Annotated in this window: 15 protein-coding genes; 11 read left to right on the top strand and 4 right to left on the bottom strand. The window is 38.7% G+C overall.

Going from position 1 to position 15,552, the window contains the following annotated elements:
- Positions 1–47 precede the first annotated feature (47 nt).
- The 4 genes from H4J56_RS02990 to H4J56_RS03005 form a co-directional block, all read right to left on the bottom strand.
- Positions 48–359 carry a hypothetical protein gene (locus tag H4J56_RS02990; RefSeq protein ID WP_182258829.1) on the bottom strand — a complete coding sequence of 104 codons (312 nt, stop codon included), beginning with the start codon at positions 357–359 and terminating at the stop codon, positions 48–50.
- Positions 360–526: 167 nt separating this feature from the next.
- Complete coding sequence (locus H4J56_RS02995; protein WP_182258830.1) at positions 527–871, bottom strand: hypothetical protein; 345 nt, start codon at positions 869–871, stop codon at positions 527–529.
- Positions 872–912: 41 nt separating this feature from the next.
- Entirely contained in the window at positions 913–1,311 is a 399-nt protein-coding gene (gene fliS / locus H4J56_RS03000) for a flagellar export chaperone FliS (protein ID WP_182258831.1), read from the bottom strand.
- Positions 1,312–1,401: 90 nt separating this feature from the next.
- Positions 1,402–1,686 carry a hypothetical protein gene (locus H4J56_RS03005; protein ID WP_182221071.1) on the bottom strand — a complete coding sequence of 95 codons (285 nt, stop codon included), beginning with the start codon at positions 1,684–1,686 and terminating at the stop codon, positions 1,402–1,404.
- A 568-nt stretch (positions 1,687–2,254) separates the two neighbouring features.
- Between H4J56_RS03005 and H4J56_RS03010 the strand changes: the two genes are divergently transcribed.
- From H4J56_RS03010 to fliL, 11 genes are all read left to right on the top strand, one after another.
- Positions 2,255–3,724 (top strand): sigma-54 dependent transcriptional regulator, encoded by a 1,470-nt coding sequence (locus H4J56_RS03010; protein ID WP_182258832.1) that lies wholly within the window; start codon positions 2,255–2,257, stop codon positions 3,722–3,724.
- A 246-nt stretch (positions 3,725–3,970) separates the two neighbouring features.
- Complete coding sequence (locus H4J56_RS03015; protein WP_182221070.1) at positions 3,971–5,158, top strand: PAS domain-containing sensor histidine kinase; 1,188 nt, start codon at positions 3,971–3,973, stop codon at positions 5,156–5,158.
- Positions 5,145–6,485: a sigma-54 dependent transcriptional regulator gene (locus H4J56_RS03020; RefSeq protein WP_182221069.1), complete on the top strand. Its 1,341-nt coding sequence runs from the start codon at positions 5,145–5,147 to the stop codon at positions 6,483–6,485. Before H4J56_RS03015 ends, H4J56_RS03020 begins: the two co-directional genes overlap by 14 nt.
- A gap of 217 nt (positions 6,486–6,702) precedes the next feature.
- Positions 6,703–7,068 carry a flagellar hook-basal body complex protein FliE gene (fliE, locus tag H4J56_RS03025; RefSeq protein ID WP_070374634.1) on the top strand — a complete coding sequence of 122 codons (366 nt, stop codon included), beginning with the start codon at positions 6,703–6,705 and terminating at the stop codon, positions 7,066–7,068.
- Positions 7,069–7,131: 63 nt separating this feature from the next.
- Positions 7,132–8,853, top strand: a complete 1,722-nt coding sequence (fliF, locus tag H4J56_RS03030) for a flagellar basal-body MS-ring/collar protein FliF (protein WP_070374633.1) — start codon at positions 7,132–7,134, stop codon at positions 8,851–8,853.
- Entirely contained in the window at positions 8,846–9,895 is a 1,050-nt protein-coding gene (fliG, locus tag H4J56_RS03035; RefSeq protein ID WP_070374632.1) for a flagellar motor switch protein FliG, read from the top strand. The genes fliF and fliG overlap by 8 nt, the downstream gene beginning before the upstream one ends.
- Positions 9,896–9,940: 45 nt before the next feature.
- Positions 9,941–10,735, top strand: a complete 795-nt coding sequence (gene fliH / locus H4J56_RS03040; protein WP_182241676.1) for a flagellar assembly protein FliH — start codon at positions 9,941–9,943, stop codon at positions 10,733–10,735.
- A 30-nt stretch (positions 10,736–10,765) separates the two neighbouring features.
- Positions 10,766–12,136, top strand: coding sequence for a flagellar protein export ATPase FliI (fliI, locus tag H4J56_RS03045; protein ID WP_070374630.1), 1,371 nt, complete (start codon positions 10,766–10,768; stop codon positions 12,134–12,136).
- A 66-nt stretch (positions 12,137–12,202) separates the two neighbouring features.
- Entirely contained in the window at positions 12,203–12,649 is a 447-nt protein-coding gene (gene fliJ / locus H4J56_RS03050) for a flagellar export protein FliJ (RefSeq protein ID WP_070374629.1), read from the top strand.
- Positions 12,650–12,782: 133 nt separating this feature from the next.
- Positions 12,783–14,900: a flagellar hook-length control protein FliK gene (locus H4J56_RS03055; RefSeq protein WP_182221066.1), complete on the top strand. Its 2,118-nt coding sequence runs from the start codon at positions 12,783–12,785 to the stop codon at positions 14,898–14,900.
- Positions 14,901–14,989: 89 nt separating this feature from the next.
- The gene (gene fliL / locus H4J56_RS03060) at positions 14,990–15,538 is read left to right on the top strand and encodes a flagellar basal body-associated protein FliL (protein WP_182258833.1); all 549 of its coding nucleotides are present in this window, start codon (positions 14,990–14,992) and stop codon (positions 15,536–15,538) included.
- Positions 15,539–15,552 lie beyond the last annotated feature (14 nt).

Consider the following 15,552-nt stretch of genomic DNA (forward strand, 5'->3'; position numbering starts at 1 on the left):
ATGCTTTTGAAATAAAAAACAGTTTTTAAAACTATTGATAGACTCGCTTATAGTAAAGTGGCTATTTTATTATAAAGGTTAGTTGCTTGACTATTTGTTAAATTACCAACAGAAAGCGCTCTACCTATGGTTGAGCTGATCCTTATGACTTCACTGGCGATGCCTTCAATCTCTCTTGATGCTTCAATTTGTATCTCTTTTTGCTGTTTCTCAATACCCAACTTTGAAATTTCAACAACATCAGTAGAAAATACTCCTAAATCAGGTTTTAGTGGTTTGTCTTTCGTTATAGAGGCTTTGTTAAAAAAGAGGCTACGGGCTATATCACTACTTGCGGTCAATTGATTTGCAACAGACATAACAGCACCCCAACATCGTTCTAATTAACTTACCAATATTCTCAGTATAGCTGGTAAAACATAGCTTTGTACAAAAAACAAACTAATTGATTGCCTTACTAATTAATAATAAGGACTTGAACAGCCCTTAATAAGTCATAAGTTGAGAAAAGTGGGAGAGTATGGAGTTAATACTTTTGATAGGATTTAGTGATTTTTTTACTTTTTTTTATTTTAATCATTTGTTTTGTTATTGTTTGTTTAGATAACTTAGCGTTAGCGGTTAAGTCGGAATCAAGAGTAATCATCTCCTGGAAAAGCTCTGATTCAGCGCTCATGTTTTCCGCTGTATTCTGTTCAAATAACTTAGTTATCAATATTTGTCGCTTTTCTGTTAACTGAGTTAACCCAGTTAACTCTTTATTCTCGTCATCAAGAGATTGAGTTTTGGTGTTTTTTAAACCCTGCTCTTGAGAAAACACTTGGGAGTCGGTTTGCATAACGAGTATGCGCGACAACATTTGTCGCGACACATCATTTATTCTCTCGATAGATTTTTTTGTGTTGTTACCCACTAAAAACTAACCTGTGCTTGGTTTTCTTGAGGGATAGAGTCCCAACCCGCTTTTATTGGTAATAAAATTTGAATGATTTCTTCTAGCTTGTCAGGATCATTGTTAGTACTAGCAACTAATAGCTGCTCGGAACAAAACCTATAAAGAGCAGCTAAGTTTTCTGAAACTTCACCACCTTGTTTAAAATCAAGAGAGCCCTCTAGAACACCAATAATAGCGATAGCGTTTGATAGTTCAGTGCCTTTTTTTTCAAAGTTTTTTTGTGAAATTGCACCTTTAGCGGTAGCGATATTACCTAATAATTTTTGAAATAGCATAGCAACTAATTGATAAGGTGATGCCTGCTGAGCAGTACTTTTATTGGTTTGTTGATACTTTTTAAGTGATGCGTGTGTCATAGACACCTCCTCGTTAGCTATACCTTCAGTATAGAAAACTTGTAGAATTGAAACAATAGCTGTAGTTGAGAACGTTAAAAATTCGCTAATTTAAACTAATGGCTGGTTATTTACGGTGACCGCAAAGCCTTCATTTTGTGCTTTTTGATAAGCCTTTAATAACACATCATGAGTTATATCTTCTTTGTTATTTAAAACACCGTTGCTTATTACTTCAATATTATCCCAACCGCGAGTGACTAAATACTCTTCTATTTGAGTGATTTGTTGTTCAAAAGGCATTTCTTTTGAAAACATATTAAACTCGTGACGGGTTCCTTTAGTAAACTCTTTATTATCATGCATTAATTCAGCAGTGCCATTTATGATCAACATCTGATTTCCTATTTTTAAGATATGGTTATTGATAAATATAACTATGCTTTTATTATGCCAAACTTGTTAATTCATTGGTTTGTTACTGGTTTTAAGTTTAAGTTATTGAAGTTAATGTAAAAATAAAAAATATTTTTCACGCTTCTTTCCACATTAAAATTGAAAAATGGTGATTTATATTAATTACAACTTTTTGACACTAGTATTAGCTTAACAATTTTAAATATTGATTCTGTTGTAATATTTATTTTTTATCTGTAATTGTTCTTACACAATAATCTTGCCATATTTGTATTTATACGAACCATAGATCTCTGCTATAAACAAATTATCATGAAATATTTATCGGCAAATTTTTACTTATCTTTAGACATTTTATATTTATATGAAGATAGCGATATTTATCATTGAGATAGAGACTCGGTACCTGACTTGATTTATCGAGTAAAAAATTCCTATACTATTTAAGTCAATTTTATGACGTTACAGTGTCAATTTATTGTTGCTTATTTACTATATCTCGCTAGAATAAAATTATAGATAACAAAAATATGGTTTTTTTAGATATATGCAGGGTCAAAAACATGTACTTGTCGTTGATAACGACATTGCCAGACGCGATCAAATAGCGACCGTATTATCATTTGTCGGTGAACATTTTTATGTGTGTCCTGAAGATGATATTGAGCAGTATTTTAAAGAAACTGATAATATTCTTACGGTGGTTTTGTGTGGCAAGGTCAGTGATTTACTGGTCGATTTTGTTAAAAAACACCCTGAAACACCTTTTATCCTCCATGATGTACTCGACGCGACTTTATTAAGTGGTGCTGTTAATGTTTTAGGCAGTTTAGCTGTGCCTTTAAATTATGCTCAGCTTACCGAGCAAGTACACCACTGTCATCAATACCATAACCAATTACCCTCAAAGCGAAATCACAACGGTCCTAATTTGTTATTCCGCTCTTTGGTGGGCGCCAGTGAACCTATGTTACAAGTGCGCTTTTTAATTGAACAAGTTGCTTGTACGCAAGCGAGTGTCTTGGTTTTAGGTGAATCAGGTACGGGTAAAGAAGTTGTGGCACGTAATATTCATAATTTATCTGACCGCGCTAAGGGGCCTTTTGTTCCGGTTAACTGTGGCGCTATACCCGGTGAATTATTGGAAAGTGAATTATTTGGTCATGAAAAAGGTGCCTTTACGGGCGCTATTTCTACCCGTAAAGGGCGTTTTGAAATGGCTGAGGGTGGCACGTTATTTCTTGATGAAATAGGTGATATGCCTCAACCCATGCAAGTGAAGCTACTTCGTGTTCTGCAAGAACGTACTTTTGAGCGTGTCGGTGGCGCCAAGAGTATTAAAACCAATGTGCGTATTATTGCTGCAACCCATCAGCACTTAGAAGATATGATCACCGCGGGCACATTCCGCGAAGATTTATTCTATCGTCTTAATGTTTTTCCTATTGAAACACCGGCATTACGTGATAGAAAAGAAGATATTCCATTACTGATTAAAGAACTTATTTCTCGTTTTGAAGCAGAGCAAGGACAAAGTGTTCGCTTTACTGAGCAAGCGATTGAATCTTTAAAATTACATGCTTGGGCAGGTAATGTTCGAGAATTATCTAACTTAATTGAACGTATGATCATTATGTTTGCTGAGCAAGTGGTTAATGTCAGTGAATTACCAGCAAAGTATCGTCATATTGATGTTGAAGAGTATCAACCTGAATACCCTGATGAGTTGCAAGAACGTGATGCGATAAATGAGCTATTTTCTGGCTTTGATTATGATGACGAAGAAGATACCAGTAGTTTTGCTGACCAACCAGAAGAAGCATCTGTGGTTGATGTTTTGCCAAACGATGGCTTGAATTTAAAAGAATACTTAGCGGACCTTGAAGTGTCGATGATAAACCAAGCACTTGAGAAAAATGACTGGGTTGTTGCACGCTCGGCAGAATTATTAGGGATGCGTCGAACCACATTAGTTGAAAAAATGCGTAAGTATAACTTACAAAAAAACACTAACTAATATCCTACGTTAACCAAATGTATTGATTGTTATATCCGTTATTACACCAGCCGTTGTACTGGAAAGTATCGCGAGGGTTAGCGTCTTTATCTTTGGTTGAACTGAATATTCTTGGACAGTAAAGCCAAATATTTGACGGCAAGAATTGCTCTAAAAATCGCTTCTAACATCATGTAAATTAATATAAAACCTCTTTGGCATAATTAATGCTTTATTCAGTTGGTATTTTTAAATTGAGTAAAGTATATGGCCGTTGCAGTTTCACATTCATCAGCATCTTCTAAATTGTCTACACCCATTCATTGTGTGGAAGATAATCTGTTTCATAAAGCTAAATTTGCTTTTACTCCGCAGTCATTTGCCCATAGCGATACGTTAGAAAGTGAAGCATACCGTGGCGAGCTATCGTTACTTCGTCAAAAGTCTAATCAACTTGAGCAAATTATTGATGTTATGCCGACCGGGATGATAATGCTTGATGGTAACGGTATTGTTATTAAAACCAATAAAATTGCTAGTTTGTTACTCGATGAACCGATTCTTGGTCAAGCTTGGTTTGATGTTATTAAACGCTCGTTTAAACCTCGTGCCGACGATTGGCATGAAGTGTCATTGAAAGACGGCCGCCGGGTTAAATTAGAAATTACTGCTTTAGGTGATCAACCTGGCCAGTTAATTATGATCACTGATTTGACCGAAACGCGTTTATTACAAGATAAGCTTAGCCATATGCAGCGTTTATCGTCATTAGGTCATTTGGTTTCAAAGCTTGCTCATCAAATTCGCACACCACTTTCTGCCGCTATGTTATATGGCGCAAATTTAAAAAATAAAAAGCTTTCTTCAGACGATCGAAGTAGCTTTCAAGACAAATTAATGGCGCGCTTGCACGACTTAGAACAGCAAGTAAACGATATGTTGTTGTTTTCAAAAAGTGGCAAGCAAAAAGTTGTTGAACCACTTTCAATTAATAAATTGATTACCCATTCAGTTAACGCCGTAGAAGCATTAATTGTTCAGGCCAAAGCGAAAGTAAACATTAAGCTTTGTGATGATGATTGCCAAATCTTAGGTAATAAACGTGCGTTAAGCGGTGCTATTGAAAACTTAATTCACAACAGTTTACAAGTTATTAAGCAGGGTGCGGAGATATCCATTACCACCTACTGCCAAAATGAATACGCTTACATTAGTGTACAAGATAATGGTCAAGGTATTAGTGAAGAGCTTGCCAATAAAATTTTTGAACCTTTTTATACATCAAGGGCACAGGGAACCGGCTTAGGTTTAGCGGTGGTAAAGTCAGTTGCTAAGGCTCATCAAGGCGATGTTCGCTTAGTGAGTAAGCCAGGAGAGGGCGCGCACTTTTGTATTCACTTACCTATTTTAGACACAAACAATGTTAACGGGGAGAACACTAATGAATCAAAGTAAAATATTAGTTGTTGAAGATGATGCAGGATTACGTGAAGCCCTGATGGATACTTTAAAGTTATCAGGTTATCAATGTATTGAAGCTCAATCAGGTGAAGATGCTTTACTCACGCTTAAAGAACAAAGTGTTGATCTCGTCGTTAGTGACGTGCAAATGGATGGTATGTCGGGCTTAACACTACTCAATAGTATTAAAAGAAATTGGCCAAATTTACCTGTGCTGATAATGACGGCATACGGTACGATTCATGATGCTGTTCAAGCGATGCGTGATGGCGCCTGTAATTATATGGCAAAACCTTTCGCGCCAGAAGTGCTACTTAATATGGTTAACCAATATGTGCCATTGAATGTGACTAGTCGGCATGAACCTGTGGTTGCTGACGCACAAAGTATTGAACTATTAGCGTTAGCAAAGAAAGTCGCGACCACAGATGCTTCTGTTATGGTGCTCGGCCCCAGTGGCTCTGGTAAGGAAGTATTAGCACAATACGTTCATTATCATTCGAACCGAAGTGATAAGCCCTTTGTTGCCATAAACTGTGCTGCAATTCCAGAGAATATGCTGGAAGCGACTTTATTTGGTTATGAAAAAGGTGCCTTTACCGGAGCCATTCAAGCGTGCCCAGGTAAATTTGAACAAGCACAGGGCGGTACTATTTTATTAGACGAGATCACTGAAATGGATCTTGGCTTACAAGCAAAAATTTTACGGGTCTTACAAGAGCGAGAAGTTGAACGCTTAGGAGGTCGAAAAACCATTAAGCTTGATGTTCGTGTTATCGCAACCAGCAATCGTGATTTAAGAGTGGCTGTAAAAGATGGCATCTTCCGTGAAGATCTCTACTATCGTTTAAATGTCTTTCCATTAACTTGGTTAGCATTAAATAAACGCAGAGATGATATTGTGCCATTAGCCAAACATTTAATTACTCAAGCATCGTTAGCGAATAACATGGCTATTCCAGAACTAACAGCTTCGGCGAGAAATAAACTGACGAGTTACGATTGGCCAGGCAATGTTCGTGAATTAGATAATGTTATTCAACGAGCCATTATTTTGCATAGCGACCAGATTATTAATGCCGGTGACTTGTTAATTGAAAATTTCGACAGTGAAATTATTACTGACGTGGCGTTAGAAAATAATAGCGAAGACATGCTTGGTAATGAATTAAAAATACAAGAGCATCAAATTATTCTTGATACCCTCACCGCTTGCCAAGGTAGCCGTAAAGATGTTGCTGAACGATTAGGCATTAGCCCAAGAACGCTTCGCTATAAAATAGCAAGAATGCGTGATTCGGGCATTCAAATACCAGCCTAACAATCGCTAAAAGGGGTAATATTCCTATAAAGCCAATATTTTCATTTAAAATATTGGCTTTACTGCTATCTACAGTTTTCACTCATTAAACCTTCCATAACCTCGATAATTCTTTAATTCTCATACTGGCACCATGCTTGCAATATCATCGTTATATCGTTACTTAAACCGTTATTTATAGGCTTAGTAGCAAAAAATTGACACAAGTGAGTAGCTCATGAATATCGATACCAATTCTTTATACGCACAAATGCAAAGTATGTCGCTTGGAAACTCTTCGTTGCAGGGGGCTTCATTTGAAAAAATGGGCAATAACCTTGGCATGGGAGACAGCGCTATTCCAGCGCTGAATAAGTCGACCAGTAATTTTGGCGATATGCTTAAAGATGCGGTGAATAATGTTAACGATATTCAAAAAGAGTCTGGAGCAAAGAAAATAGCTTTTGAAATGGGCGACCGAAGCGTTACGCTCGCTGATACTATGGTTGCTTCCGCTAAAGCTGGTATTGCTTTTGATGCCACCGTACAAGTACGTAATAAGTTTGTTGAAGCATATAAAGAAATAATGAATATGCCAGTTTAACAATACCTTAGTATAAAATAGATAGTATTTCGTAATAAAATCAAGTGGTAGTGGAGAAATTAAGTGGCTGATACTGATAATAATTCAATGGTTGCTGCCGATGGCGGCACCGGGTTAATGGCAAGTGATGGTGCTGATAATATGGCTGATGAGCAAAAATCAGGCTTTGCTTCTGCTATGGGTAATGTCGATTTATTACGCCAAGTCACCTTAATTATGGCATTAGCAATTTGTTTAGCTATTGCTGTTTTTGTTATTATGTGGGCAAATCAAGCCGAATATAGATTTCTTGCCAAACAACCTACCGAACAATTAATCAAAACAATGGACTTTCTAGACGCTAACCAAGTGGATTACCGTCAAGCAAACAACACTATTTCAGTACAAAGTGATCAATATCAAGAAATTAAAATTTTACTTGCTCGTGAAGGTTTATCTGATGAACCAACAGAAGGTAGTGAAATTATTATGCAAGATATGGGTTTTGGTGTCAGCCAGCGCCTTGAAACAGAACGTCTTAAGTTTTCTCGTGAGCAGCAATTGGCTCGCACCATTGAAGAACTGCAAGCTATCTCTAGAGCAAAAGTCTTACTGGCGATACCCCGCGAAAATATTTTTGCTAAACGTACCCGCAGCGCATCTGGCACTGTGGTACTAACTATGCGTAAAGGGCGGATGTTATCTGAAGAAGAAGTTGACTCTGTTGTTGATATTATTGCTTCTGCCGTTCAGGGGATGGAACCTAACCGAGTTACAGTGACAGATCAAAATGGTCGTTTACTTAATTCCGGCTCACAAACCTCTGTTTCTTCTCGCTCACGCAAAGAGTTTGAAATGGAGAAAAAAAGAGAAAATGAATATTTAAACAAAATAGACAGCATACTCATCCCTGTCGTTGGTTTAGGGAACTACACCGCACAAGTTAATGTGACCATGGATTTCACCTCAAGTGAAGAAATGCAGCGTCGTTATAATTCAGATTTACCGGCACTGCGCAGTGAAATGAAAGTTGAAGACAACACGATTGGCGGTTTACTTGGGGGTATTCCTGGAGCGTTAAGCAATCAGCCACCACTTGATTCAAATATTCCAGAAAATGCGAATGGTGGTGCACAACAAAGATCAATGCCTGGTCGTAAACACCTTGAATCAACAAAAAATTATGAATTAGACGAAGCTATCAGCCATACCAAACAACAAGCAGGTGTCGTTCGTCGAGTAAGCGTTTCTGTTGCACTTGATTACTTGGCAACTGCTGATGCTGAAGGCGCGATTACCGATTCACCGAGATCTGTTGAAGAAATGTCAAATATTCGTCGCTTATTACAAGGAAGTATTGGTTTTAATTTACAACGTGGTGATGTATTAGAAGTCGTTACTTTGCCATTCTCTCGTCAAATTATTGAGGATGCTCCTAAAGTTCCTTTCTATGAGAATGCCGACATATTAAAGTTTTTCAAATTAGGCATGGGCGCATTAGTCATTATTGTATTGATACTTGCCGTTGTTAAACCTATGCTTAAACGTCTTATTAACCCTGATCAAACACCTGATGACTACGGTGATAAATCACTCGATAGCCACATTGATTTGGGTGATGAAACCATGGATATGCTAACATCAGACTTTGATGCGGCGGCAGTAGGTTTTGCACCTGATGGTAGTTTACAATTACCTGATTTACATCGCGATGAAGATATACTAAAAGCTGTTCGAGCGCTTGTTGCTAATGAGCCTGAACTTTCCTCTCAAGTGGTTAAAAGTTGGTTGAACGAAGATGAGTGATGAAATGCAAGAGTTAGCCCCTGCACCTAAGGGTTTTGACGTTGACAAACTTGATGGTGCAGAGAAAGCTGCGATATTATTGCTAAGCTTATCTGAAGAAGATGCCGCGCAAATATTAAAACACTTAGAGCCTAAGCAGGTTCAACAAGTGGGCATGGTTATGGCTGCCATGGAAGATTTCACCCAAGAAAAAATTACCGCTGTTCATAAGCTCTTTATCCATGAAATACAAAACTTCAGTACCATTGGCTTCCAAAGTGAAGAATTCGTTCGCAAGGCATTAACTGCAGCATTAGGTGAAGACAAAGCCGGCAATTTAATTGATCAAATTGTCATGGGAGGCGGTGCAAAAGGTTTAGATTCATTAAAATGGATGGACTCAAAACAAGTAGCCAATATTATTCGTAACGAGCATCCTCAAATTCAAACCATTGTACTTTCCTATTTAGACCCTGATCAATCGGCTGAAATTATGAGCCAGTTTGCCGAAAAAGTGCGTTTAGATTTAATGATGCGTATTGCCAACCTTGAAGAAGTTCAACCGGCAGCATTACAAGAACTTAATGAAATTATGGAAAAACAGTTTGCCGGTCAAGCAGGTGCACAAGCCGCTAAAATGGGTGGTTTAAAAGCAGCAGCTGACATTATGAACTATTTGGATACCAATGTTGAAGGTATGCTAATGGATTCAATTCGTGAACATGACGAAGAGATGAGTCAACAAATTCAAGACTTGATGTTTGTTTTCGAAAACCTTGCCGATGTAGACGACCGTGGTATTCAAGCGATATTACGTGAAGTACAACAAGATGCGTTGATGAAAGCAATTAAAGGCGCAGATGATGTACTGAAAGAAAAAATTATGGCGAATATGTCCAAACGTGCCGCTGAAATGCTGGCAGATGACCTTGAAGCTATGGGACCGGTGCGTATTAGTGAAGTTGAAGCCGCACAAAAAGAAATATTATCTGTTGCTCGACGATTATCTGACGCTGGAGAAATTATGCTTGGTGGCGCTGGTGGTGGTGATGAGTTCTTATAAACCTTATATTTTTAGGTCAGTCAAAACTTACTGTTATAAAATATTATGAAATTATTAAATAAATCGAATGCTGAAGTTATTAAACATAATCCCGAACAAGAAACCGATGTTTGGTCATTGCCGACGGTTGAATCTGAAAATAAAATTAAAGATGAAACAACCAATGCTATGGGAAAGAAAGCCGCTTGGCGTTTCGAGCCCCCTGAAGATTTTGTTGAAGAAGAAATCGCGCCATTAACGGCAGAAGATATTGAAAACATTCGTCAAGCTGCATTTGATGAAGGCCTTAATCAGGGCAAGGAAGAAGGTTTTGCTAAAGGTTATGAAGAAGGTAAAGTCTCTGGCCATGAAGAAGGTGTGGTACTCGGCCACCAAGAAGGGCTTGAAACCGGCTTAGCCGAAGCAAAAGAAAGTATCGATGAACAATCAGCTGCATGGGCGTCACTTACTGAACAGCTTCATAAGCCATTACTCGATGTCGAAAAAAATGTTGAACAACAATTACTTCATCTTGTGGTAGAGCTCACCGAAGCGATTACCTTAGAAGAAGCTAAAACTAACCCTGATATTATTATTGCTGCGATTTCTGCGGGTATAAAAGCGTTACCCAGCCAAGAAGCGCAAACGCAAATTTTATTACACCCCAACGATATTAAACGTGTTGAAAAGCAATTTGGCGCTAAACATGTGCAAGAACAAGGTTGGCGTTTACTCGCTGCCCCGCAATTAGTTCCGGGTAGCTGTCAAATTGAAAATAGCACTTCTAATATCGACCTGAGTGTTAAATCTCGAATAAAAGAAGTATTGGACTCGTTTTTGCAAGATGCACTACATCAGTAATTTCTTGTACAAAAGAGTCAAAATACCGCTATGGTTGATATTTCTCGCCTTAATGAAAGACTAAAAAACTGCCAAGAGTTTGTGCACCCGCATAAAGTCTCTGTTGCTGGGCGTTTAGTCCGAGTAGTCGGATTAACGCTTGAAGCTGTTGGCGTAAAAGCGGCAGTTGGTAGCCAATGTTTAGTCGAAACGGCACAAGGCGATTTAATCGCTGAAATTGTTGGTTTTTCTAAAGACATAACTTTTCTAATGCCAGAGCAAAGCTTACAAGGTGTTTTACCGGGTGCGCGCGTTGTGCCACTGACAACTAAAGCTCGCTTACCCTTTTCAATGGATTTACTTGGCCGAGTCGTTGACGGTGTTGGTAAACCACTCGACGGCAAAGGGCCAATCAAGAACTCAGGCAACTATCAAATAAACAATAAGCCGATTAATCCGTTATCAAGGCGTGGTATCACTGAACCACTTGATGTTGGTGTGCGCGCTATTAATAGTTTTTTAACGGTTGGTATTGGTCAGCGTATGGGCTTATTTGCCGGTTCAGGTGTCGGTAAAAGTGTCTTGTTAGGCATGATGACACGCGGCACAACTGCTGATGTTATCGTTGTGGGGCTAATTGGCGAACGTGGTCGAGAAGTTAAAGAGTTTATCGAAGAAATTTTAGGCGAAGAAGGGCGAGCACGTTCAGTTGTTGTTGCGGCGCCTGCCGATAATTCGCCATTAATGCGTTTAAAAGGCTGTGAAACTGCCGTACAAATTGCTGAGTACTTTCGTGATCAAGGTCTGAATGTCTTGCTACTGGTTGACTCGCTAACGCGTTATGCCCAAGCGCAACGAGAAATAGCACTGGCTGTCGGCGAACCACCGGCAACCAAAGGTTATCCGCCTTCGGTCTTTTCAAAGTTACCCCAACTTGTTGAACGAGCCGGTAACGGTGGCGATGGTCAGGGATCAATTACCGCATTTTTCACCGTGTTAACCGAAGGTGATGATTTACAAGATCCGATTGCTGATGCGGCGCGTGCTATTTTAGATGGACATATTGTTTTATCTCGTGCCTTAGCCGATTCAGGGCATTACCCCGCTGTTGATATTGAAGGCTCGATTAGCCGTGTTATGCCGATGGTGACCAGTGATGAGCATCAACAACTTGCTCGGCAACTAAAGCAAGTCTACTCACTCTATCAGCAAAATAAAGATTTGATTGCTATTGGCGCTTATAGCCGTGGTAATGATCCTCGCATTGATCAATCCATTGATTTAATGCCGGTGATCAAGTTCTTCCTACAACAAAAAATGTTGGAAATTATTCCTTATGATCAAAGCTTAACGCAACTTCAAGAAATACTTTCTGCAGCGCAAGCACACGCGCAAGCAAAACAAGGCCAGCAAAATGCCTAAACATAATAACGTTAACGCTATTTTCGAAAAATTGATTAGCTGTTTAGTATTATCTAGGAGGACGTTATGCCATTAAAGCAACTAAATACCTTACATCGCTATGAACAGGATAAAGAAAAAAAAGCAGCGCAAGCACTGCAAACTGCTGAATTTGAATACCAACAAAATCTTGAACGTTTACAAAGTGTCAGTGACTATCGTCTTGAATATATGAAACGTTTGAATGCTCGCTCTATGGTGGGTATTGATAGCGCGACGTTTAGTCATTTTCATGCCTTTATTGCCAAGCTCGATTATGCTGCTGGGCAAGTTGATATTGCGATTATGCAGAGTAAGGCGATGGTGGAAAAGAGCAAACAGCTCTGGCTAGCGCAGCGACAAAAAATTCAAGCGGTAGAATTACTGCTTGATAAAAAAACACAAGCGCTCACTCTTATCGCTAACAAGCAAGAACAAAAAATGTTTGATGAAATTGCTACTCAACAATTTGTCCGTCGTAAAATGCGGGGGTAAAGTGAATTAAATAGTAATTTCTAAGTGGAACAATACTTGCTTATTTAACTAATATAAAAAGTATTCGCAATAAACGACGTTGTCATCATTGTAAATATAGCTCAAATTTACCATTGAAATAAAAAGGTTTACTATGCCGCAAGTTACTCCATTAGCCATAGATATCTCGCCAAGTAAGGACTTTAGCCCTGTTCAGTCAGGAGCGATTAGCACATCCAAAAATTCAACTAAAGATTTTGCACAAATGGTTGACCAGCATTATCAAAGTCAACAAAGCGGCAAAAAGCAACAGGCAAGTGGCAATAACATGAAACTTGCTAGCGAAATTAATGCTGAAAAGAAAGTACCCCAAGAAAAATCTTCCACAACGGATGTGCAACCAAAAGAAAAGGAAATGGGTGGAGTTTCTGATGAGAAGGTTAATACAGAAATTAACCAAAGCGAAGCTTCAGAAAGATTGCCTTACGATGATACAGCGACTAGTGAAAAAAATGTTCGAGTAGAAAATAGCCAAGAAGAAACACCGGAACACAAAGCTAGCGGATTAATTAATCTTGATACAAATTCCACCGCACCTGAAAATACAGATAAAAGTACCGAGCAATTAATGTCGTTGTTATCTGCGTCACAACAACTATTAAATGATACGGTGAAAAATGACGGTACGATACCATCACAACTTAATGAAAAACCATCAATAGTTGTGGCTGGTAGTCATCAACAAGAAAAAACACAGTTAGCAGCAATGTTAAGGCAAGTGCTTGGTGGCAATAGCCAAGAAAATGTAGCGACCAGTGATAATACCCTAGCAAAAGATAGCCTTGCGCCAGAGTTAGCTAAATCATTAACCGTTCCAGTAACGGTTAACAGTGAAATGCCAGCAAAGAAAGTTGACCTAGCTAGCGAACCCAAAGTCGTTGCTGATAAAGTTGTGCAAGGGGAGGCTGAATTAGCTTTATCTGCATTATTGGAGAAAAAAACAAACAGTGAAGGACAAGCTCCCTCGCTAAAAACAACGAATGTTAATGGCCAACTTTCCACGCAATCCGTTCCTCCTGCTCAAAGCGAAACGTCGTTAAAAGCAGAGCCGATTGTAGATAAAACCAATAATGTACCGAAACAGGCGATGCCTTTAAGTGATCTTGAAGCGCTATTAGCGGATATGGAAAAAGCGCCCACGGATACTGAACTTGAACAAATTAAAGCTGCACTTATCGCCAATCAAGACAAAGCTATAATTCCTGATAAAAGTAATCAAAGTATCAGCAATAGTAAAACGTCGGTCGATAAAGAGTTGGCTGGAGCGGTATTGCCTGTAACCCTTAAAAATGAAAGCTTGGTTAACGAAATAGCAATTGATGCTGATAAGGTCAATACGGATAATGTTGTTTTTTCAAGTGTAGCTGTTCCAGGTGAAAAACAAGCTCAGGAAAATAACGCAAATAATAGTCGAGGGGTTAATCAGATAAACCAGAAAACCCTTGAAACACAAAATTTAAATGCCGGTGAACAATTTAAAGAGCCAGCTAAAGATCAGTCGGCAGAGCAACAAAACCAAAAGCAGGCACAAAGCTTAACTCAGCTTGATAAAGTGGCTAACAATGATGCTCAAGTCAAAGAAAAAACTATTAATGAAATATTTGATAAGAAACAAGTCAGTACAAGTATTGAGAATACTCTTAATAGAGATATGCATCGAGCCAATAATGAAGTAACCAAATCTACGGCTTCTGCGGAGGAAATGATCACTAAATTAACCAGTGACCATGTGCAATCAACGGCCCAATCAGCAACAAATGCCAAGCAAGTGACAGCGTTACAAAATGAAGCCTTATCGGTATACCGTAAAGACTTTACTGGCGCATTGAATGATAAAGTCATGGTAATGATGAACCAAAAGCTTCAGCAGGTTGAAATTCGTCTTGACCCACAAGAATTAGGTAATGTGAACGTAAAAATAAATCTGCAAAATGAGCAGGCGGTTGTTAATTTTACTGTTCAAAATCAGCAGGCTAAAGAAGCGTTCGATCAAAATTTAGGGCGATTAAAAGAGATGCTTGCTGAAAGTGGCGTCAATGTCGGTGATGCGAATGTCGAACAGCAAAGTAAACAAAATAATAATGAAGAAGAACTCGGTGAAGGTCGCCAAGGTGGTGGTGACGGTAACGAGAATGAATTTTCAGATTTAAGTGATACTCAAACACTACATTTGGTTAAAGGTTCGTCAACTGGTATAGATTACTACGCATAAATGACAAAACTCATTGGCTCGCTGACCATTCAACGATATAGTTGACTGAAAGTAATTTTAACATTTAAATAGATAATAAAGGCTTGATGATGGCTGATGATAAAGGCGAAGGTAAAGAATTAGAATTAGACGGTAAAGGCAAAAGCAAAAAGATGATCATTATCATTGCTGCTGTTGTGATATTGGCTGTTGGCGGTGGAGCGGCTTATTTTTTTCTGGCTGGAGATGATGCTGTTTCTCAAGAGCAACTTGATGCTGAGCTAGACGGTGATAGTGCCAGTGAAGGCGAAGCCGTTGAAAGTGTTAGTGCCAGTACAGGCTCTGCGCTTTATGTACCTATGCCAAGACCTTTTCGCTTTAATGTTCCTGGCGCTGCCCGCGACAGATTTGTAGAAATCAGAGTGCAATTATTAGTACGTGGCTCTGATAATGAAGAAGTGGCAAAGAAGCATGTACCATTAATTGAAAGTACTTTACTAGCGACTTTTTCTCAATCAAATGCCGATGATTTAGCAACCAGTGCCGGAAAAACCTCATTGAAACAGAAATCTTTAATAGAAGTTCATAAAATTATGAAAGAAGTTGAAGGTAGCAATGTGGTTGAAAAAGTATTATTTACCGGTTTTGTAATGCAATAAGGCTATGCGATAAA

Origin of the sequence: Colwellia sp. BRX8-4, assembly GCF_014077345.1 — a bacterium.
Classification (GTDB): domain Bacteria; phylum Pseudomonadota; class Gammaproteobacteria; order Enterobacterales; family Alteromonadaceae; genus Colwellia_A.